The following is a 20,072-nucleotide window of genomic DNA, read 5'->3' on the forward strand; positions in this document are numbered from 1 at the left end:
CTAAGTTCAGGCTTTATCAGACTGCACTTGTTGTAACTGCTTCAATATTGCCTCAGATTCCTGTGTCAGCGAGGCAAACAGTCGTATATCACCGTTACGCTGAGCAGTTAATGCCTGTTCACGCTTTTGCGCTAGTTGCTTTTTTAACTTTTTCTCTGGATCGGACTTAAATAATGACCACATACATAACTCTCTGATGAATAAATAAGTCAGAGAGGTATGTCGCGATAAAGTTCGTTTTTATTTTGCCAGCTCGTAGTCGTAATCAATAATAAGTGGTGCATGATCTGAAAATGACTCGTCTCGATAGATTTCAGTTGCTTTAACTTTGCCTTTCATACTTGGCGTTAAGATATGGTAATCAATGCGCCATCCGACGTTGTTCGCTCTGGCCTGACCACGGTTTGACCACCAAGTATATTGGTGTTCTTCCTGAGGTAACTCACGGAAGGCATCAATAAAGCCCATGTCATCAAACAACTTGTCTAGCCAGGCTCGTTCTTCAGGCAGGAAGCCTGAATTTTTCAAATTGCCTTTCCAGTTACGAATATCTTCATTTTTATGTGCAATATTCCAATCGCCGCAGATTAAGACATCGCGACCGGAATCTTTCATTTCCTGCATTTTTATTTCGAAAAAATCCATGCAGCGATACTTAACCAATTGACGCTCTTCTTTTGATGATCCTGAGGGCATATACAGTGAAATGACGCTCAAATTACCAAAACGCGCTTCGATATAACGACCTTCTGCATCAAACTCCTCATTGCCCATACCAACAATGACTTCATCGGGCTCTGCTTTGCAATACAATGCCACACCGCTGTAGCCCTTTTTTCAGCATCATGGTAATAACAGTGATATCCTTGCGGCCTGAAAATATCATCTTCGAGTTGATGAACTTGGGCTTTGGTTTCCTGAATACAGACAACATCTGCGTTTTGTTTAGGCAACCAGTCAAAAAAACCTTTACGGGCGGCGGCTCGAATACCGTTCACATTGGCTGTGATTATGCGCATGGGTCATCCTATTGAAAAATAATCACATAATACCATTTACAAATCAGATTAAAATCGGGATAATGTCGGGCTCATCTGTAAATACAGATAGCTAGGTTTAGCTACAGATAAATGAATTTTTAGGAGAAGCACTTTGGCAAATTCGGCACAAGCAAGAAAACGCGCGCGTCAAGCAGAAGTACACCGTCAGCGTAACGCCAGCCAACGTTCAGCGATGCGTACAACGATTAAAGCACTGAGAAAAGCAATCGCAGCTGGTGATAAAGAACAAGCTGTTGCTGCTTTCAAAGTTGCAGCGCCTGCATTAGATCGTATGGCGGGTAAAGGCATTATTCACAAGAATACTGCTGCTCGTGGTAAAAGCCGCTTGAACAACGCTGTTCGCGCAATGTAATTTAAAGTTTCGACTTTATAAAAAAACCGACTTTACGTCGGTTTTTTTATGTCTGCAATTTTGTTTTTTTATTGATTAGCTGGTTAATACCAGATTATCACGGTGAATTAATTCTGGTTCGCCAACATAGCCCAGAATAGATTCAATTTCAGTGCTGGGTTTGCCTTTAATCAGACGCGCTTCGTCAGCATTATAATTGGCTAAGCCTCTGGCGATTTCTTTACCATTCACATCACGACAAATCACCAGTTCACCGCGGGTAAACTGGCCTTCCACATGGGTTACGCCAACCGGTAACAAGCTTCTTCCCTGCTCTCTTAACACAGCCACAGCACCATCATCGAGTACCAATTGCCCTTTAGCAATTAAGTGTCCCACCAACCACTGTTGGCGCGCTGTAATCGGTTTATTGTCAGGCCACAGTAATGTGCCTACGCCGTTTCCCGCGGCCAGATGGCGAAGATTGTCAGGATGTTTACCGGATAAGATAACGGTGTAAGCACCTGAACGTGCTGCACGACGTGCAGCTAATAGTTTAGTGGTCATACCACCGCGACCAAGCTCACCTTTGCTATCACCGGCCATTTGATCAAGTGCCGCATTGCTGGCAGCTGATGCGGCAATCATGCGAGCATTCGGATTTGTGCGGGGGTCAGAATCAAACAAGCCATCTTGATCTGTCAAAATAACTAATACATCGGCTTCAACAAGATTGGCCGTCATAGCAGCTAAGGTATCGTTATCTCCGAAGCGGATTTCTTCTGTGGCAATGGTATCGTTCTCATTCACCACGGGCAGAATATCGAGTTCGAGCAGCGTTTGCAGTGCACTTCGTGCATTAAGATGGCGACCACGATCTGATAAGTCAGAGTGAGTCAGTAAGATTTGGGCCGTATGGATACCGTGCTTGCCACATTCTGTGGCATAGGCGTTGACCAACTCCATCTGACCAACACTGGCAGCCGCTTGCAGACGATGAATTTCATGTGGACGTCTTTTCCAGCCCAACTTCTGCATGCCTGCAGCCACAGAGCCAGATGTGACTAGCACGACTTCTTTACCTTGGCGACGCAATTCGGCTATTTCCGCGCTTAACCAACGGATACGATCCGTATCCAAACCTTCACCAATACGGGTCAATAAAGCACTGCCAATTTTGATAACCCAGCGCTTAGTGTTCAATAATTGCTGATGCGGCTCTGTCACTGAAGTTTATTCCTGAACATCATCCTGTGAACTATCTGCACTTTTGTCTTTTTCACTGGCACGAGACTCTTCCAGATAATTCATGACATCGTTGACGAGGGCATCACACCCTTCACCACTCTGACCACTAATGTAGAACACTTTACCTTTCCATTGCAGTCGGTCCAGCACTTCTTGACATAAATCTTCGCGAATATCTTCTGGGACTAGGTCCATTTTATTCAGAACCAACCACTGGTCCTGACTACCTAAAGCTTCACTGTAGTTTTCCAGTTCACGATTAATAATCTGTACACTTTCTACCGGATCCTGTTTCACATCAACTGGCGCCATATCAACAAGATGTAAAAGTAAACGTGTGCGCGTTAAGTGTTTCAGAAACTGAATCCCCAAACCCGCGCCTTCTGCCGCACCTTCGACCAAGCCAGGAATATCGGCAATCACAAAACTGCGCACGTCTTTTAAGGTAACCACACCTAAATTCGGATAAAGTGTGGTGAAAGGATAGTTTGCGACTTTAGGTTGCGCAGCTGACACCTGACTAATAAAGGTTGATTTACCCGCATTGGGTAATCCCAACAGTCCGACATCAGCGAGCAGCTTCATCTCCAGCCGCAATGTACGTTCTTCCCCGGGAGTACCATCACTGGTTTGACGTGGGGCTCGGTTAATACTGGATTTATAGCGCGCATTACCCAGACCATGCCAACCACCTTTTGCGACGAGTAACTTATCACCGTCCTTAGTTAAGTCGCCAATGAGTTCATCGGTATCATCATCCCAAGCTTCAGTACCAATAGGCACTTTGATAACCAAGTCTTCACCGCGTGCACCACTACACAGACGACCACGACCATGCTCACCACGCTGCGCTCTAAAGTTACGTTGATAACGAAAATCAATCAGCGTGTTGACCTGAGAATCTGCCAATAGGTAGACATCACCACCATCGCCGCCATCACCACCGTCAGGACCGCCAAAAGGAATGAATTTCTCACGGCGAAAACTCAAACAGCCGTTACCACCGCCACCGGCACTGATTTTAATTTTCGCTTCATCCACAAATTTCATTGTCGCTTCCCGACCTTAATCTTATGTTCTTTCTGGTCATAAAACGTATATGCCAGAAACAAAAAACCCCGCATCAGCGGGGCTTTGTGCTGTTTGCCCCATACGGGCTAACAAATATTCTTAGTCAGCAACAACACTGACGAAAGTACGGTTTTGAGGACCTTTGGTCTCAAATAATACTTTACCTTCAGCTGTTGCAAATAAAGTATGGTCTTTACCGATACCTACGTTACGACCTGCATGGTAACGCGTACCACGCTGACGTACTAAAATGTTACCACCAGACACTAATTCACCACCGTAGCGTTTTACACCAAGGCGTTTAGACTCTGAATCACGTCCGTTACGAGTACTACCACCAGCTTTCTTATGAGCCATTTCTTAAACCTCTTTTCCGATTCTTAGGCTGAGATGCCTGTGATTTCGATTTCAGTATATGCTTGACGGTGACCCATCTGTTTTTGATGGTGCTTACGACGTTTGAATTTGACGATTTTCACTTTATCGCCACGGCCGTTAGCTGCCACTTTTGCAGTCACTTTTGCACCGTCCAGGTAAGGCGCACCAACTTTGATGTCTTCACCTTCGCCAACTAACAGAACTTTATCAAGCTCAACCGTATCACCGGCTTCAGCAGTCAATTTTTCAATGCGGAGCTTTTCGCCCTCTTTAACTCGGTATTGTTTACCGCCAGTCGCGACAATAGCGTACATCGCTGTCTCCAAAGTATAATAGTGTTAATGCGGGTTACCCCACAAAAGACCGGCAATTGTATCTCCTTTCTTCAAGGAGATCAAATTCATATTGAAATATTTGCGCAGTATTCTCGCTCATGAGAAAGTACGCGTTTAAATTACACATTATAGGCAGATTACGGTTCCGTGGATATCCAATCCATCTATTCTTTAATTCAAGATGACATGAAAGCTGTAGACGAGTTGATCCAACAACGCTTACAGTCAGATGTTGCTCTCATTAACCAACTTGGCTTTTATATTATCAATAGTGGCGGTAAAAGGCTTCGCCCCGCCATCGCTATATTATCCGCCAGAGCATGTGGCTATGAAGGTAGCCAACACATTAATCTTGCCACCATTATCGAATTCATTCACACCGCCACCTTATTACATGATGACGTCGTGGATAATTCTGATATGCGTCGCGGCCAGGAGACAGCGAACTCTCTGTGGGGAAATGAAGCCAGTGTATTGGTCGGTGACTTTCTCTACACTCGATCCTTTGAAATGATGGTCGAAATTGAATCAATGCGATTGATGCAAATTCTCTCTCATACGACGAATGTCATTGCTGAAGGCGAGGTACTGCAACTATTAAATTGTCACGATGCAGATACTACCGAAGCACGGTATCTTGAGGTTATCCATCATAAAACCGCGAAATTATTCGAGGCTGCTGGCCAGTTAGGTGCAGTCATCTCTGGCTCTGAGCCCCATATTGAAACCGCAATGGCCAATTACGCCATGCACTTGGGCAGCGCCTTCCAATTAGTGGATGACTTACTGGATTACAGCCAATCCAGCGAGACTATTGGTAAAAATATCGGCGATGATCTTGCAGAAGGCAAACCCACTTTACCACTGATATACGCCATGCAGCATGGCAATGCAGAGCAAGCAGCCATTATTCGAGAAGCGATAGAAAATGGGCAACGGGATAGAATCACTGAAATCATCCAGATCATTCAAGAAACCGGCGCCATTGACTACACAGCGAAGGCAGCAGAACAGGAAGTTAAGCAAGCTAAAGATTCACTCGACCTGCTTGTAGATAGTGAATATAAACAAGCACTATTATCGTTAGCTGACTTTTCAGTACAGCGCGATTACTAAATGCATTTAATGTCATCGATATGCTAACAAGAGCAGACCATAATCCATCCCGCTCGCATAGCTAGAGGTATTAGCAGCATATGATCTCAAACAGTGACATTTTAAATGCCAGAATTCTTATTGTTGATGACCAGCTCGTCAACATTAAATTACTGGAGAAGATGCTGCATCAGGCTGGTTTCACTTCTCTTTTTTCTACGACACGAGGTGCGGAAGTAGAACAGCGTTATTTTGAATACGAAATCGATCTCATCCTACTGGATATTCGCATGCCGGATATGGATGGTTTTCAGGTAATGCAAACACTACAAACAGCGATTCAGAACGATTACCTGCCAGTTCTCGTTATTACTGCAGAACTTACTCAGGAAATCAGAAAAAATCGCTCTGTTCCGGTGCCAAAGATTTCATCACCAAACCCTTTGATCAAACTGAAGTGATCCAACGTATCAGAAACATGCTGGAAGTCCGCTTGTTACACAAACAGGTAAAGACGCAGAATGAAACACTTGAACAACAGGTCAGACACAGGACACAACAGCTAGAACAAAGTCGTCTTGAAATTATTAAACGCTTAGGCAGGGCTGCAGAATATAAAGACAATGAAACCGGCAATCACATATTGCGTATGAGCCATTTTGCGCAAATGCTAGCGCTTGCTACAGGTTTAGATGAGAGTTTTGCCGCTGATATACTGACTGCGGCGCCAATGCATGATATTGGAAAAATCGGTATTCCAGACCATATTCTCCTTAAACCTGGAAAGTTAGATGGTGACGAGTGGGAAGTGATGAAAACACACGTCAGGATTGGGGCTGATCTATTAGCTGATACGAATGTGCCGCTACTCAAACTGGCCAGCAATATTGCACTGACTCATCATGAAAAATGGGACGGTTCAGGTTACCCACAGGGTTTAAAAGGCAAGGATATTCCCATTGAAGGCCGCATCTGTTCCATATCGGATGTTTTTGATGCGTTGACGTCTGAGCGTCCATACAAGAAAGCCTGGCCAATTGAAAAAGCCGTCGATTATCTCATTGAACAAAAAGGTCGACATTTTGATCCAGAGTTAGTGACACACTTTCTTACGATCATCGAACAAGTCCTTCATTACCGTGCCCGCTTCCCTGATCATGTCGCAGAAACATCCGATATGGCTTAATTTCACTTAAATGCTTTTTAGTTGCTGAAAGGTTCGCTATCCTTAATGACTATGGCTCAAATATATAAATATCACTTATTCTTCTGTACTCATCAGCGAGACGATGGCAGTGCTAATTGCGGAGAACATGGTTCACAGTCGCTTCGTGATTACGCAAAACAACGTGTGAAAGAACTAAAAATAAAGAAAGTCCGGGTGAATAATGCAGGATGTCTAAATCGATGCAAGCTGGGACCTATGCTAGTTATCTATCCTGAAGGGACTTGGTATCACTTTGAAACTGAAGCAGATATTGATGAAATCATTGAGTCCCACTTGTTAAACAACACGATTGTGGAACGCCTGGTTAAATGACGCCGGATCAATACTGTCGCGACAAAGCAGCAAAAAGTGGCTCAAGCTTTTATTACAGCTTTATGTTCTTACCGCCACAACGACGCCAGGCCATCACTGCGTTATACGCTTTTTGTCGAGAGGTCGATGATGCTGTTGATGAAATAGCGGATCCAGAAGTCGCGGCACAAACCTTAGCTTGGTGGCGAACGGAAGTAGAGAATATATTCAACAAAACAGCCACACATCCAGTTGGTAAAGCCTTAGAAGAAGCACTTCAGCATTTCGAGCTGCATCAAGAATATTTCCTTGAAATTATTGATGGCATGGAAATGGACTTATACCAACACAGATATGAGGCATTTAAACATCTTGCGTTGTATTGTCATCGTGTTGCCAGTGTTGTCGGGTTACTTGCTGCAGAGATTTTTGGTTATCAACACCGCCAGACGCTTAAATATGCAGAAAAACTGGGGTTGGCTTTTCAGTTAACCAATATTATTCGTGATGTTCGTGAAGATGCTGAGCGTGGCCGTATCTATTTACCTCAAGAGGATATGGACCAATTTGGTGTTAAAGCAGATGACATCCTGGCACTTAAGCAAACACCAGAACTAACCGCTCTTCTGGCCTTTGAAACGGATCGTGCCCGTACTTTTTATCAAGAAGCAAAAGGCTTGTTACCTCCTGAAGATCGTTACGCTCAGCGCACCGGACTCATTATGTCTGCTATCTATGAAGCGACACTTGATGAAATAGAAAAAGACCAGTTTCGCGTGATGAAACAGCGCGTCTCTTTAACGCCCTTAAAAAAACTCTGGTTAGCCTGGCGTACATCCAGAGCAGAAAAAAACATCAACAATGACCACCATAATTGTTGGCGGCGGCTGGAGTGGACTTGCTGCTGCTGTGCGTTTACTTGAACGAGGTGAGTCGGTCCATCTAATCGAGTCGGCAAAGCAGTTGGGAGGGCGCGCGCGCAATGTTTCCTGGAATGAGCAAACCATTGATAACGGCCAGCACCTGCTGATTGGTGCCTATCAGCAGACTTTAAAATTATTGCAGGACATAGGTGCCGAAGAATCTGAGCTGTTTCAACGCCTTCCTTTAAATGTATCAATACGCCACCCTTATTTTGCTGATTTAACCTTGACTGATACCCGGTATCTCCCCTGGCCACTCTCACTGATAATAAAAACTTGGCAACTCAATGGCTTTCCTGTTTTTGTGCAACTATCTCGGCTTATGTTTAAGGCTCGTTTGCAAAAGAAACTAGACGATATTCCTGTCTTAACCTGGCTAAAAAAAGAAAAACAAAGCGAGCGACTCATTAAGCAATTATGGGAACCACTATGTCTCGCGACCATGAACACACCTGTTTCAGAAGCATCTACTCATCTTTTTGCTAACGTTTTATTAGACACCTTCAAAAAACGTGAATATGCTGACTTTCTCATTCCCAAAGTCCCTCTTGGAGACAGTTTACCTGCCTATGCTGAACGCTATATTCAGCAAAAAGGCGGAGAAATTTCTTTACAAAAACGTATCAAATCCATTCTGATAGAAGAGAATAAAGCGATGGGTGTTGTCACAGCCGATGATATGCACCTAAAAGCTGACAATATTATTGTCGCGACAGGATCTCACACGACACAACGTCTGATGGGTAAATATTGGTCATCCCCTCAACCAAGATTTTACCCAATTATTACCGTCTATTTGCAATATACGCCTGACACAAAACTGTCCCGTCCACTATTGGGTTTAAGCGGTACTTTAGGGCAATGGGTATTTGATCGGGGTAATGGTCTACTTGCAATTGTCATCAGTGGGCCAGGCAAGCATCTTGAGTCAACGAATGATGAGCTTATCGATCGCTTACACGATGAATTTTGCCAAGCTGACTTAGTCATTACCTCAGCATTGATTGATGGTTATGTTATCCGTGAAAAACGAGCTACCTTCAGCAGTTACGTTGATGTCAGCTCAGATCGGCCACATACACAATCCTCAGTAAATGGATTGTATTTAGCCGGTGATATTATTCATAACCTGTATCCTGCTACACTAGAGGGTGCGGTGATTAATGGTGAGAAAGCCGCCGAATTGATAATGACAATCAACACGGTTCGCTAAGCGATTAATCACTTGCTATACTTTATGGCTCAATATTTATAACAATAAGGGAATGCTATGCTGAAACAGATTAAATTACTTTTAATTGCGTTATTTTTAGGTACATTTATCGTTGCTTGCGGCGATGACAACACTGCCCAAACAGAATCTAACGATGCCTCTACCCCTTCATCTGCTGAAATGAGCAGTGATGATACAACGGACACAGCCGGTACAGTGACTGATGAAACTGACACCATTGCTGGTATGACCAAAGAAGAAGCCATTGCAAAATGGGGTGAACCCGATGTTACCCAGACACACAAAATCGACTCATTGACGGTTGATCACCTTGAATGGCATAAAAAAGATGGTATTACAGCAGTACAATTCCACAACGATGTTGCACAATTCAGCCAATTCGTACCAGCTGAATAAATCTTAATGCAATTACATACTGAGGATGGCCAATTGGCTCAGCAAATTATTCTTATCACCGGTGCCGCTCAAGGCATCGGTGCCTCAGTAGCAAAAGCCTGCGCAAACGCAGGTGCTACAGTCATCCTACTGGACAAACAGGTTCCACAACTTGAGAGTGTTTATGATGAGATTGTGGAACAAACGGGTATCACTCCAGCCATCTACCCTCTTGATCTCAAGGGAGCAACAGTGGATGACTATAAACAGTTAGCCAAAACTATCTCTGATAACTTTGGCAGATTAGATGCATTAGTGCACTGCGCCGCTACCTTGGGACAGTTAGCGCCTGTTATCAATCAAGATGCTAAAACATGGGCTGAAACCCTGCATATCAACCTGACAGCCGCCTATTTACTTACCCAGGCTTGTCTTCCTCTGCTCAAGCAGCAAAATAGCCAGCTGATTTTCACTACAGATATTCACAAGCATACTGCTTACTGGGGCGCTTACGGTATCAGTAAAGCTGCGATAGAAGCCTTTGCGGCTCAACTGCAAGACGAGCTTGAAGCTGAAGGCAAAGTCAGCGTCAGCACCATTGATCCTGGTGAAGTGAGAACGAGCTTATTTGCACGGGCTTATCCGGCACGCAATCCTGAAGGCTTGAAATCACCTGATGAGATAGTCGATTTATACTTATCCAAACTCATGACAGAAGCAGAACACGCCAGTTAACTTAGCGTCAAAGCTTCGACGCGAATAACGTAACATACTGATTTAATTATATTAATAATTGTTGGCACACTTATAGCTGGTTATATTTATAACTTGAATAAGGATGTGCTCCCATGGAACACGTATCAACAACAAATCAACAAAGACTAAGCCTTGTTGAAGGCTTAAAGCCAAAACAAGATATAGCACAGACAAAAACAGCAGAACAAGTTCATCAACAGCTGCCTTATATACTACAAACCAGTCTTATCCTTGAAGATATGCTTGGATTATTTCAACGCGAAGTTGATGCCGTTTTCCCTGAGTGCAGTTTCCATTATCAAAACAGTAGCATGAAAGTGCAGATTGATTCCGCACAGAAATTTCATCATCGTTGCCACTACAAACTTGAAATGAATGGGGATTACCTGGGTGACATCACCTTCACTCAGCGTAAAAAGTTTTCTGATGCTGACATCCATTTCCTGGAAGACTTACTCAGCTTATTGGTTCACCCTCTCAAAAACTGTTTGCTTTATAAAAAAGCGTTAGCTGCAGCATTGTTAGATGATCTGACAAACTTAGGGAATCGTGCAGCTTATGAGAAAAACTTACAACGAGAAGTAGAAAGAACAAAACGCCATGACACGCCTCTGTCACTTATCGTGATCGATATCGATAATTTCAAATCTATCAATGATAAATTTGGTCACTCATCTGGTGACAAGGCACTAAAAATACTTGCTGATATGATTAATCATTCACTCCGTAGTAGTGATATGGCATTCAGATTTGGTGGTGAAGAGTTTGTTTTATTACTGCCTGAAACCAATATTCATGATGCAGAAATTGTGGCAGAGAGAGTACGTGAATCTGTCTCTCAAATACTGTCACATGATGGAAAAAACAGCTTTAGCTTTACGGTGAGTTTAGGTGTAGCCCAGCTCCACACGAATGAAGAGGGCTACCACTTGTTTGAGCGCGCTGATATGGCCCTCTATGAAGCCAAACACACGGGCAAAAATGTGACCGTATGCGCCAGACAACCGTAAGTAACTATAAACTGACTAATGTCCTCTGATACGTGGTCTTCTCTTTGGAGCAGCCTCTTCCGCATCACGCTTTTGTTCAGCTTTATTTGTACTAAACTCTTTTCTCGGGCGCGTTTTTTTAGCTCGTTCTTGCTTTGCCGCCGGCTGTTTACGTCCAGAGGTGGCTTTGCTAACAGGCTTCATCCCTGCTTGCTCATAGAGATAATCTAAATCTGAGCCTTCAAGCTTAGTCCAGTGCCCCATACGCAGGTTATTAGGAATAATGATAGGTCCATAACGCACCCGCATCAGACGACTGACTTGTACCCCTTGGCTTTCCCATAAACGACGCACTTCACGGTTACGACCTTCCTGAATAACCACGTGATACCACTTATTGGCACCTTCGCCACCAGACTCCTGAATATCAGCAAACTTAGCTTCACCGTCCTCAAGCATAACGCCGTCACGCAGCGCCTGCATCATGTCTGATGTGACTTCACCCAAGACACGTACCGCATACTCACGATCCATTTCATGGGAAGGATGCATCAAACGATTCGCCAGCTCACCATCAGTGGTCAGAATAATTAGGCCGCTGGTATTTAAATCGAGTCGCCCAACACTCACCCAACGACCCTGCTCCGGAATAGGCAGCGACTGAAAGATCGTACGGCGACCTTCAGGGTCCTTACGCGTGCATACTTCACCAACAGGCTTGTTATAAAGAATGACCTGCTTAGCAGGCTCTTGCCACAAGCGTTTCGGCGAAAGCGGTTTATTATCGAGTTTTAAACGATCACCTTCACTAATCTGATCACCTAAACTTGCAAGCTCACCATTTCGAGTGACGCGCCCTTCCTTAATCCAGGTTTCAACCTGTCGACGAGAGCCATAACCCGCTCTTGCTAATACTTTTTGAATACGTTCAGCCATAAAACCGCGTCAGCAACCTTTTATTTATAATTTAAACCCATTGATGAACGGACTTCCGCCAAGGTTTCCTGCGCCACTTCACGGGCAGCAGCATTACCATCATCAATAATACGGCGGACATCCTCTGGGTGTTGACTTAAATCCAACGCCCGTTCACGGATGGGTCTCAGTTCGGCACTCACAGCATCAATCAGTGGACCTTTACAGTCCAGACACCCGATACTTGCACTGCGACAACCTTCTTGTACCCATTGTTTTTGATCTTCTGAAGCGTAAACCTCATGCAGCTGCCATACAGGACAGCGCTCAGGTTCACCGGGATCAGTTCGACGGACACGATTGGTATCCGTTGGCATACGTTTAATTTTCTCGGCAAGACTATCATCAGGCTCGCGCAGCGAAATCGTATTACCATAGGACTTGGACATTTTCTGTCCATCCAATCCCGGCATTTTGGATGCCGGTGTTAATAACGCTTTTGGTTCTGGCAAGATAACTTTACCTGCCCCTTCCAGATAACCAAACAAGCGTTCCATATCACCCAAAGCCAGGTTTTGCTGATTTTTCAACAACTCACGTGCCGTGGCTAATGCGTCCGCGTCACCCTGTTCTTGATAAGACTTACGCAAGTTATTGTACAACTTTGCGTTTTTCTTACCCATTTTTTTGATCGCCGCTTCTGCTTTTTCTTCAAAATCTTTTTCACGACCATAAAGATGATTAAAACGACGAGCGACTTCACGTGTTAACTCAACATGGGCTACCTGATCTTCACCGACAGGTACTTGTCCTGCACGATAAATGAGAATGTCAGCACTTTGTAATAAGGGATAGCCTAAGAAACCATATGTTGATAGATCTTTTTCTTTTAACTTTTCTTGTTGATCCTTATAGGTCGGTACACGCTCCAACCATGACAGTGGCGTCATCATCGACAATAACAAGTGTAATTCCGCATGCTCGGGGACTTTTGACTGTAAAAAAAGCGATGCTGTTGATGGCTCAATGCCAGCGGCTAACCAGTCGATCACCATTTCCCAGACACTATTTTCGATAATGCTGCTGTCTTCGTAATGTGTTGTCAGCGCATGCCAGTCTGCAACAAAGAAAAAGCAGTCAAATTCGTGCTGTAATTTAATCCAGTTTTTCAGAACGCCATGATAGTGCCCTAAATGCAGTTGTCCTGTGGGACGCATGCCTGAAACAATGCGACGGGACTGTATTGCAACCGTATCCAAAATGTTCTCCTGATAAGCCTTAATTAGCTAACTATAAAATACTGAATATTTGAGCTGGTAAACCAAACACCATCACCAGCAAATTGAGCATTGCACTGACCAATGGCCATAAAATCAAACTTAAAATACCGAAATAAAGTAGTCCCAACAAAATAAAGAAACCATAAGGTTCTATTCTGCTGAATTTATAAGCCACCGGCCCTGGTAACCAACTCGATAACACACGGCTACCATCGAGGGGTGGAATAGGCAGTAAATTAAGCATCATTAACATTGTATTGATTAATACGCCTGCCACGCCCATAAACATCATTGGCTGCCCCAGACTGATATCAGCATGGATTAACATTAATCCTAGCTTGGCAACGATGGCCCATATCACCGCCATAATAAAATTAGCAGCGGGACCTGCTGCAGCCACCCAAGCCATATCGCGCTTGGGCTGATGCAGATTCTGATAGCTCACCGGTACGGGTTTTGCCCAGCCAAACACAAAGCCACCGAGCAGCAATAATAAGCCGGGAACCAGCACAGTACCGATAGGATCAATATGTTTGAATGGGTTGAGTGTGAGCCTTCCCAACATTTGTGCTGTTCTGTCACCTAATTTTAGTGCTACCCAGCCATGTGCAACTTCATGAACCGTGATGGCAAATAATACAGGTATCGCCCAGATAATGATTTTCTGGACCAGACTAAACTCAAACACGAATACTGTCCTGACCGCCCATATATGCACGTAATGCCTCAGGAATGAGGACAGAACCATCCGCTTGTTGATGATTTTCCATCAACGCCAGCAGAGTTCGACCAACGGCCAGACCTGAACCATTTAACGTGTGAACCAACTCAGGTTTACCTGTCGCAGGGTTGCGCCAGCGAGCTTGTAAACGACGTGCCTGGAAATCACCAAAATTACTACAAGATGAAATCTCTCGGTACGTCTGTTGACTTGGCAACCAGACTTCCAGATCATAAGTTTTTGTTGAAGAAAATCCTAAGTCACCCGTGCACAGATTCACCTTGCGATAAGGTAAATCTAATAGCTGCAATACTTTCTCAGCATGTGCAGTTAATTCTTCATGTGCAGCTGCTGAATCCTCTGGGCGAACGATTTGTACCAACTCAACTTTTTCAAACTGATGCTGACGAATTAACCCGCGCACATCACGACCGTATGAACCGGCCTCACTTCTGAAACAGGGTGTGTGAGCAACAAATTTCAATGGTAGAGAAGCATCTTCAGAAATGCTGTCACGAACAATATTAGTGACAGGCACTTCAGCTGTGGGAATAAGATAAAACTCACCATCATTCACTTTGAACAGATCTTCTTCAAATTTAGGTAACTGCCCCGTTCCTCTTAAAGAGTCTGCATTGACCAAGTAAGGCACATAGGTTTCAGTGTAACCATGCTGCTCACTATGTAGATCCAGCATAAATTGCGTTAAAGCACGTTGTAACTTAGCTAAAGGCCCTGATAAAGTCACAAAACGGGCAGCACTAATTTTTGCTGCGGTATCAAAGTCCATGCCTAAAGTTGCACCCAGATCAACATGATCTTTTGGTTCAAAATCAAACTGACGTGGCTCTCCCCAACGCAAGACTTCCTGATTTTCACTCTCATCTTGACCGGCAGGCACATCAGCTTGTGGAATATTAGGTATTCCCATGGCGATCTGTTCTAACTGCGCCAATACTTCATTCAATCGTGATTCAGACGCTTTATGGCGATCACCTAAATCTTCGATCTCTTTAAGTAATGGCGAGATATCTTCACCCGCGGCCTTGGCTTTACCAATATTTTTAGAACGACTGTTTCGTTCAGTTTGTAACTCCTGAGCTTCAAGTTGGGCCTGTTTTCGTTCTTCTTCGAGTTTTGCTAACAGGGCAACATCTAAATCAAAGCCTCGACGGGCTAATTGCTCAGCCACCTGTTCAGTTTCATTTCTTAATAACTTAGGATCTAACATTCTTTTATTTTCCAGATTGTGCCGTCCAGCTCACAATATGATCTGGCTTAACCATACTTTCTAGCTGTGTGATAATTTTTTCTACTTTTTGTGGGGAATCAAAAAACTCGACCACTAAGGGTAACTCGGGTGATAAATCCAATAACGACGCTTTATGCAATTGATGTTCAGCACCCAATCCAGCAATCCCGCGAAACACGGTAAAACCTTTAATATCTGAGTTTTCCAATAACTTTATAACGCTATCGCCATGATCGCGTCCTTCAGCCAGGTACACTCGCACCATCGTGACATCTATCCGACTCATAACTGTCTCCCCAAGCTCAATCCTACCCATGTCGCCATCAGGCAGAGTAAAACGCTAAGAAGTACATTTAGCATCGCCTTGGTCACATCGCCGGCTTCAAGCAGAGCCATGGTTTCCATTGAAAATGTCGAAAACGTTGTAAAAGCACCAAGTAACCCAATTAAAATGGCAGAACGCCATTCCGTCATGCCTAACTCTCTCTCGATAAAGATAATGAAGAGAAGCCCCATCAGTAGAGAACCGAGCACATTAACAGCCAACGTGCCATATGGAAAGTCCCGGCCTAAAATACGATAGACACCATTGGAAACAACAAACCTCAGTACGGCACCCACTGCACCACCTGCGGCAATAGCAATTATTTGATGCACGAACAACATTCCCTACCCAAAAACAGGTAGTTTACCGTATTCTGGCCTAAGGCTCGCAACTGATTGTTTAATGAGGAAAATAGCATTCAATCTTATGCCTGTCATAGCGAATGCAAATCACTGACAAACAAACTGTTATCAAGCATTAGCCGTATCTTTCAACCATTTTGCCTAAGGAAACAGGCACAATTTTGCTAGCATGACCTGCGCTGCCAAACGCCTGATAACGCGCTTCACAAATTGTTTGCATAGCTTGAGTAGCTGCTTTAAAGAATTTTCTTGGATCAAATTCAGCTTTATTGTGTTCATCAGTGAGAAACTGACGAATGGATCCCGTTGATGCCATACGCAAATCGGTATCGATATTCACCTTACGCACGCCATATTGAATACCTTCAACAATTTCTTCCACTGGCACACCATAGGTTTGGCCAATATCACCACCGTGTGTATTAATGATTTTCAGCCAATCTTGCGGCACAGAGCTTGAACCATGCATCACAAAATGCGTATCAGGTAATTTTTGTTGCAATGTTTTTAAGTGGCTAATGGCGAGCACGTCGCCTGTCGGTGGTTGTGTAAATTTATAAGCACCATGACTGGTGCCAATAGCCACAGCTAAAGCATCTACCTGAGTGACTTTGACGAATTCCACTGCCTCTTCAGGATCCGTCAGTAATTGACTGTGGTCTAAGGCTGAATCAGCACCATGACCATCTTCTTCGCCCATCATGCCTGTTTCCAGCGAGCCTAGACAGCCCAATTCCCCCTCAACAGACACACCACAAGCGTGGGCAATATCGACCACCGTTTTTGTTACCTGACTGTTGTATTCAAAGTCTGAAGGCGTTTTCATGTCCTCACGTAAAGAGCCATCCATCATCACAGAGGTAAAACCTGACTGAATCGAGCGAATACAAATATCCGGATTGGCCCCATGATCCTGATGCAGAACGATAGGAATATGAGGATAGGCTTCAACTGCTGCGAGTACCAAGTGACGTAAAAATGGCTCACCGGCATATTTTCTGGCGCCAGCACTGGCTTGCATGATCACCGGACTATCTACCTTGTCAGCCGCTTGCATGATGGCATGTACTTGCTCCATATTACTGACATTAAATGCGGGAACAGCAAAATCATGTTCAGCTGCATAGTCTAATAATTGTCGCAACGTAATCAGGGCCATAAAGCCTCCTGTAAAGAAAAATTTATTTTGAGGTGAGCTTAGTCTATCTGTCTGGGTTCAGCCATATCTCCCACCCTGACAATTTTCATGGCATTGGTGCTGCCCTGAATTTCAAGATCACCTTTGGTTATGATGACAATATCCCCCTCAGCAACGACACCCCGGCGCACAAGTTCATTAATCATCTCTTTATTCATCCGTGCATGGTCGTGATGTTCTACATCAAATTCCAACGGATATACACCTCGATATAAGGTGACTTTTCGTGCCGTTTTTTCGTGAGGCGTCAGGGCAAAGATGGGGATGCCTGAACTAATTCTGGACATCCATAATGTGGTCGCTCCTGAGTCTGTCAACGCCGCGATCGCTTTGACATCAAGATGATTTGCAGTATACATCGCAGCCATCGCGATGGCTTCATCCATGCGTTCAAAGTGTGAGTCTATCCGGTGTCGTGATACCCGTATCTCACGCTCCAGTTCAGCTTGAAGACAGACACGGTCAACCGCTGCTATGGTTTTGATCGGGTTTTTACCTACAGCGGTTTCTCCGGATAGCATCACGGCATCCGTGCCATCCAGTACGGCATTAGCCACATCAAAGACTTCTGCCCTGGTCGGAATCGGATTGGTGATCATGGATTCCATCATTTGTGTGGCAGTGATGGTCAGGCAGTTTTTCTTACGAGCCAGACCGATGATACGTTTCTGAATAGGCGGTAATGCGGCATCGCCCATCTCCACCCCCAGATCACCGCGCGCCACCATAATCGCATCCGTCGCCGCAATAATTTCGTCAATCGCCTCAACGGCTTCGGCACGTTCGATTTTTGCCACGATGGCACCATAGCCGCCTGCATCACGTAACAATTGTCTGGCCTGATGAATATCATCAGCTGAGCGAGGGAAAGACACGGCAAGGTAATCCGCCTGCATACTGGCAGCAGTCTTTATGTCTTGTTTATCTTTATCTGTTAAGGCTTTTGCAGAAAGGCCGCCACCAAGACGGTTGATACCCTTGTTATTGGAGAGAACGCCACCAAAACTCACTGTTGTATGAATTTTATGTGCATCGACCGTATCCACTCGTAACACGATTCTACCGTCATCTAACAGCAAGGTATCTTTCGCTTTGACGTCTCGTGGTAGCGCTTTGTAGTCGATACCGACTTGTTGTTCGTTTCCATCCTCTTTGCCAAGCTGGGCATCCAGAATGAAAGGTGCTCCCTCCTCCAGTACTACCGACCCTTGCTTGAATCGAGAAATACGAATTTTAGGCCCCTGCAGATCAGCCAGAATACCGACTTGTTTATTCTGCAAACGGGCACGCTCTCTGACAAGCTCAGCAAGTGCAAGGTGTGTGTCAGACTCACCATGAGAAAAGTTGAGCCTGACCACATTCATTCCGGCTGCGATCATCGCATCCAGTACTTGAGGGCTTTGTGTGGCCGGCCCTAAAGTCGCAACAATTTTTGTTCGTCTTATGGCCGTCACATGAAACTCCTTTATGATTGTGCGGCGCGCTGCTCCAGAATATCAACAGCAGGTAACTTCTTGCCTTCAAGAAACTCTAGAAATGCACCGCCACCGGTTGAAATATAAGAAATATCGTCACAAATTTTATATTTAGACACTGCCGCTAATGTATCACCACCACCAGCAATAGAAAATGCATCAGACTCAGCGATGGCCATCGCGACTTCTTTTGTACCTTCACCAAACTGATTAAATTCAAATACACCCACAGGACCGTTCCAAACAATGGTACCGGCATTTTTTAAAATTTCTGTTAAAGCAGCGGCAGATTTTGGACCAATATCAAAAATCATGTCATCAGCCACAATATCAGCCACTTTTTTGGTTTCAGCTTCTGCATTCTCAGCAAAGTGCTTTCCACATACGACATCAACAGGGACCGGAATATCCCCGCCACGATTTTGGGCTTCTGCGCGTAATTTTTTACAGGTATCAATCAAATCTTCTTCATAAAGTGAATTACCCACTTGATAACCTTCGGCTGCAATAAAGGTGTTGGCTATCCCGCCGCCGACGATAAGCTGATCCACTTTTTTTGATAATGATTCTAGAACGGTTAATTTTGTTGATACTTTTGAGCCACCCACAATGGCGACAAGTGGTCTTGCTGGATTATCTAATGCCTTAGCCAGTGCCTCCAATTCTGTTGCCAGTAGTGGACCAGCACAAGCAATGGGCGCATACTTCGCCACACCATGAGTCGAAGCCTGAGCACGATGGGCGGTGCCAAACGCGTCCATCACAAACACATCACATAACTTCGCCATGCGACGAGATAAGGCTTCATCATTCGCCTTTTCACCCTTATTAAATCGCACATTTTCGCAAAGTACGACTTCACCCGCTTCAACAGGAATGAACTCGGGTTCCAACCAGTTTTGTTCAAGTCGCACCGGGCGATCTAATAAAGCAGATAAATAATTGGCTACCGGCGCCAATGAGTATTGATGTTCGTATTCACCTTCAGTGGGTCTGCCAAGGTGTGACATGATCATGACTTTTGCACCTGCTTTTAATGCCATTTCGATAGTAGGCAATGAAGCATGAATTCGGGTGCCATCAGCAACCACACCTTTTTTCAGTGGCACATTGAGATCCTGGCGAATCAGTACACGCTTACCCGCCAAATCCAGATCAGCCATCTTGATTACAGACATGATGATTTTCCTCGTGAATAATTAAAATTGTGACTTTCATCACAAAGTATA

The 20,072-nt window shown here is 44.5% G+C and carries 24 protein-coding genes and 1 pseudogene; 10 read left to right on the forward strand and 15 right to left on the reverse strand.

Going from position 1 to position 20,072, the window contains the following annotated elements; all coding sequences use genetic code 11:
* Positions 1 to 6 precede the first annotated feature (6 nt).
* Both QUE24_RS06190 and QUE24_RS06195 read right to left on the reverse strand, forming a co-directional pair.
* A complete protein-coding gene (locus tag QUE24_RS06190; RefSeq protein WP_286305742.1) occupies positions 7 to 183 on the reverse strand; it encodes a DUF6435 family protein in 177 nt (58 codons plus the stop codon).
* A gap of 57 nt (positions 184 to 240) precedes the next feature.
* Positions 241 to 1,019, reverse strand: a pseudogene (locus tag QUE24_RS06195) (exodeoxyribonuclease III).
* Between the two features lie 133 nt (positions 1,020 to 1,152).
* On the opposite strand from QUE24_RS06195, the gene rpsT reads away from it, so the two are divergent.
* Complete coding sequence (gene rpsT, locus QUE24_RS06200) at positions 1,153 to 1,413, forward strand: 30S ribosomal protein S20 (RefSeq protein WP_091712336.1); 261 nt, start codon at positions 1,153 to 1,155, stop codon at positions 1,411 to 1,413.
* 75 nt (positions 1,414 to 1,488) lie between these two features.
* On the opposite strand, the gene proB is transcribed toward rpsT, so the two are convergent.
* The 4 genes from proB to rplU all read right to left on the reverse strand — a co-directional run bounded on the left by proB (position 1,489) and on the right by rplU (position 4,403).
* Complete coding sequence (gene proB / locus QUE24_RS06205; RefSeq protein ID WP_286305743.1) at positions 1,489 to 2,619, reverse strand: glutamate 5-kinase; 1,131 nt, start codon at positions 2,617 to 2,619, stop codon at positions 1,489 to 1,491.
* A gap of 6 nt (positions 2,620 to 2,625) precedes the next feature.
* The gene (gene cgtA / locus QUE24_RS06210) at positions 2,626 to 3,690 is read right to left on the reverse strand and encodes an Obg family GTPase CgtA (protein ID WP_286305744.1); all 1,065 of its coding nucleotides are present in this window, start codon (positions 3,688 to 3,690) and stop codon (positions 2,626 to 2,628) included.
* Positions 3,691 to 3,810: 120 nt separating this feature from the next.
* Positions 3,811 to 4,068, reverse strand: coding sequence for a 50S ribosomal protein L27 (rpmA, locus tag QUE24_RS06215; RefSeq protein WP_007144453.1), 258 nt, complete (start codon positions 4,066 to 4,068; stop codon positions 3,811 to 3,813).
* A gap of 23 nt (positions 4,069 to 4,091) precedes the next feature.
* Entirely contained in the window at positions 4,092 to 4,403 is a 312-nt protein-coding gene (gene rplU / locus QUE24_RS06220) for a 50S ribosomal protein L21 (protein WP_007144452.1), read from the reverse strand.
* Positions 4,404 to 4,571: 168 nt separating this feature from the next.
* Here rplU and ispB point away from each other — a divergent pair, with 168 nt between their 5' ends.
* The 9 genes from ispB (at position 4,572) to QUE24_RS06265 (ending at position 11,336) form a co-directional block, all read left to right on the forward strand.
* Positions 4,572 to 5,540, forward strand: coding sequence for an octaprenyl diphosphate synthase (gene ispB, locus QUE24_RS06225; protein WP_286305745.1), 969 nt, complete (start codon positions 4,572 to 4,574; stop codon positions 5,538 to 5,540).
* An 80-nt stretch (positions 5,541 to 5,620) separates the two neighbouring features.
* Positions 5,621 to 5,980, forward strand: a complete 360-nt coding sequence (locus tag QUE24_RS06230) for a response regulator (protein WP_286305746.1) — start codon at positions 5,621 to 5,623, stop codon at positions 5,978 to 5,980.
* 17 nt (positions 5,981 to 5,997) lie between these two features.
* Entirely contained in the window at positions 5,998 to 6,705 is a 708-nt protein-coding gene (locus QUE24_RS06235; protein WP_286305747.1) for an HD-GYP domain-containing protein, read from the forward strand.
* A gap of 51 nt (positions 6,706 to 6,756) precedes the next feature.
* On the forward strand, positions 6,757 to 7,059 hold the full coding sequence (locus QUE24_RS06240; RefSeq protein WP_286306078.1) for a (2Fe-2S) ferredoxin domain-containing protein: 303 nt from the start codon (positions 6,757 to 6,759) through the stop codon (positions 7,057 to 7,059).
* Positions 7,056 to 7,961 (forward strand): presqualene diphosphate synthase HpnD, encoded by a 906-nt coding sequence (gene hpnD, locus QUE24_RS06245; RefSeq protein ID WP_286305748.1) that lies wholly within the window; start codon positions 7,056 to 7,058, stop codon positions 7,959 to 7,961. The genes QUE24_RS06240 and hpnD overlap by 4 nt, the downstream gene beginning before the upstream one ends.
* Entirely contained in the window at positions 7,900 to 9,174 is a 1,275-nt protein-coding gene (hpnE, locus tag QUE24_RS06250; protein ID WP_286305749.1) for a hydroxysqualene dehydroxylase HpnE, read from the forward strand. Before hpnD ends, hpnE begins: the two co-directional genes overlap by 62 nt.
* A gap of 57 nt (positions 9,175 to 9,231) precedes the next feature.
* Positions 9,232 to 9,591: a hypothetical protein gene (locus QUE24_RS06255; protein ID WP_286305750.1), complete on the forward strand. Its 360-nt coding sequence runs from the start codon at positions 9,232 to 9,234 to the stop codon at positions 9,589 to 9,591.
* 6 nt (positions 9,592 to 9,597) lie between these two features.
* A complete protein-coding gene (locus QUE24_RS06260; protein WP_286305751.1) occupies positions 9,598 to 10,305 on the forward strand; it encodes an SDR family NAD(P)-dependent oxidoreductase in 708 nt (235 codons plus the stop codon).
* Positions 10,306 to 10,418: 113 nt separating this feature from the next.
* A complete protein-coding gene (locus QUE24_RS06265) occupies positions 10,419 to 11,336 on the forward strand; it encodes a GGDEF domain-containing protein (protein WP_286305752.1) in 918 nt (305 codons plus the stop codon).
* Positions 11,337 to 11,351: 15 nt separating this feature from the next.
* Here QUE24_RS06265 and rluB read toward each other — a convergent pair whose 3' ends face one another.
* The 9 genes from rluB to QUE24_RS06310 form a co-directional block, all read right to left on the reverse strand.
* On the reverse strand, positions 11,352 to 12,251 hold the full coding sequence (gene rluB / locus QUE24_RS06270; protein WP_286305753.1) for a 23S rRNA pseudouridine(2605) synthase RluB: 900 nt from the start codon (positions 12,249 to 12,251) through the stop codon (positions 11,352 to 11,354).
* Between the two features lie 20 nt (positions 12,252 to 12,271).
* On the reverse strand, positions 12,272 to 13,489 hold the full coding sequence (locus QUE24_RS06275; protein ID WP_286305754.1) for a tryptophan--tRNA ligase: 1,218 nt from the start codon (positions 13,487 to 13,489) through the stop codon (positions 12,272 to 12,274).
* A gap of 31 nt (positions 13,490 to 13,520) precedes the next feature.
* Positions 13,521 to 14,198: a site-2 protease family protein gene (locus tag QUE24_RS06280; protein WP_286305755.1), complete on the reverse strand. Its 678-nt coding sequence runs from the start codon at positions 14,196 to 14,198 to the stop codon at positions 13,521 to 13,523.
* Positions 14,191 to 15,462 carry a serine--tRNA ligase gene (gene serS / locus QUE24_RS06285; protein ID WP_286305756.1) on the reverse strand — a complete coding sequence of 424 codons (1,272 nt, stop codon included), beginning with the start codon at positions 15,460 to 15,462 and terminating at the stop codon, positions 14,191 to 14,193. The genes QUE24_RS06280 and serS overlap by 8 nt, the downstream gene beginning before the upstream one ends.
* A 4-nt stretch (positions 15,463 to 15,466) precedes the next feature.
* Positions 15,467 to 15,769, reverse strand: coding sequence for a DUF190 domain-containing protein (locus QUE24_RS06290; RefSeq protein WP_286305757.1), 303 nt, complete (start codon positions 15,767 to 15,769; stop codon positions 15,467 to 15,469).
* The gene (gene crcB / locus QUE24_RS06295) at positions 15,766 to 16,140 is read right to left on the reverse strand and encodes a fluoride efflux transporter CrcB (RefSeq protein ID WP_286305758.1); all 375 of its coding nucleotides are present in this window, start codon (positions 16,138 to 16,140) and stop codon (positions 15,766 to 15,768) included. Before crcB ends, QUE24_RS06290 begins: the two co-directional genes overlap by 4 nt.
* Positions 16,141 to 16,285: 145 nt before the next feature.
* A complete protein-coding gene (fba, locus tag QUE24_RS06300; RefSeq protein WP_286305759.1) occupies positions 16,286 to 17,329 on the reverse strand; it encodes a class II fructose-bisphosphate aldolase in 1,044 nt (347 codons plus the stop codon).
* Between the two features lie 38 nt (positions 17,330 to 17,367).
* Complete coding sequence (pyk, locus tag QUE24_RS06305; protein WP_286305760.1) at positions 17,368 to 18,822, reverse strand: pyruvate kinase; 1,455 nt, start codon at positions 18,820 to 18,822, stop codon at positions 17,368 to 17,370.
* Positions 18,823 to 18,833: 11 nt separating this feature from the next.
* Positions 18,834 to 20,021, reverse strand: coding sequence for a phosphoglycerate kinase (locus QUE24_RS06310; protein ID WP_286305761.1), 1,188 nt, complete (start codon positions 20,019 to 20,021; stop codon positions 18,834 to 18,836).
* Positions 20,022 to 20,072: the final 51 nt, after the last annotated feature.

The organism is Methylophaga marina, from assembly GCF_030296755.1.
Lineage (GTDB): Bacteria > Pseudomonadota > Gammaproteobacteria > Nitrosococcales > Methylophagaceae > Methylophaga > Methylophaga marina.

Excerpts from the sequence above, each read along its gene's own strand:
- QUE24_RS06190 (WP_286305742.1), bottom strand. The coding sequence starts at position 183 with ATGTGGTCATTATTTAAGTCCGATCCAGAGAAAAAGTTAAAAAAGCAA.
- cgtA (WP_286305744.1), bottom strand. The coding sequence starts at position 3,690 with ATGAAATTTGTGGATGAAGCGAAAATTAAAATCAGTGCCGGTGGCGGT.
- rpmA (WP_007144453.1), bottom strand. The coding sequence starts at position 4,068 with ATGGCTCATAAGAAAGCTGGTGGTAGTACTCGTAACGGACGTGATTCA.
- rplU (WP_007144452.1), bottom strand. The coding sequence starts at position 4,403 with ATGTACGCTATTGTCGCGACTGGCGGTAAACAATACCGAGTTAAAGAG.
- QUE24_RS06230 (WP_286305746.1), top strand. The coding sequence starts at position 5,621 with ATGATCTCAAACAGTGACATTTTAAATGCCAGAATTCTTATTGTTGAT.
- QUE24_RS06235 (WP_286305747.1), top strand. The coding sequence starts at position 5,998 with ATGCTGGAAGTCCGCTTGTTACACAAACAGGTAAAGACGCAGAATGAA.
- QUE24_RS06240 (WP_286306078.1), top strand. The coding sequence starts at position 6,757 with ATGGCTCAAATATATAAATATCACTTATTCTTCTGTACTCATCAGCGA.
- hpnD (WP_286305748.1), top strand. The coding sequence starts at position 7,056 with ATGACGCCGGATCAATACTGTCGCGACAAAGCAGCAAAAAGTGGCTCA.
- hpnE (WP_286305749.1), top strand. The coding sequence starts at position 7,900 with ATGACCACCATAATTGTTGGCGGCGGCTGGAGTGGACTTGCTGCTGCT.
- QUE24_RS06255 (WP_286305750.1), top strand. The coding sequence starts at position 9,232 with ATGCTGAAACAGATTAAATTACTTTTAATTGCGTTATTTTTAGGTACA.
- QUE24_RS06260 (WP_286305751.1), top strand. The coding sequence starts at position 9,598 with ATGCAATTACATACTGAGGATGGCCAATTGGCTCAGCAAATTATTCTT.
- QUE24_RS06265 (WP_286305752.1), top strand. The coding sequence starts at position 10,419 with ATGGAACACGTATCAACAACAAATCAACAAAGACTAAGCCTTGTTGAA.
- rluB (WP_286305753.1), bottom strand. The coding sequence starts at position 12,251 with ATGGCTGAACGTATTCAAAAAGTATTAGCAAGAGCGGGTTATGGCTCT.
- serS (WP_286305756.1), bottom strand. The coding sequence starts at position 15,462 with ATGTTAGATCCTAAGTTATTAAGAAATGAAACTGAACAGGTGGCTGAG.
- QUE24_RS06290 (WP_286305757.1), bottom strand. The coding sequence starts at position 15,769 with ATGAGTCGGATAGATGTCACGATGGTGCGAGTGTACCTGGCTGAAGGA.
- fba (WP_286305759.1), bottom strand. The coding sequence starts at position 17,329 with ATGGCCCTGATTACGTTGCGACAATTATTAGACTATGCAGCTGAACAT.
- QUE24_RS06310 (WP_286305761.1), bottom strand. The coding sequence starts at position 20,021 with ATGTCTGTAATCAAGATGGCTGATCTGGATTTGGCGGGTAAGCGTGTA.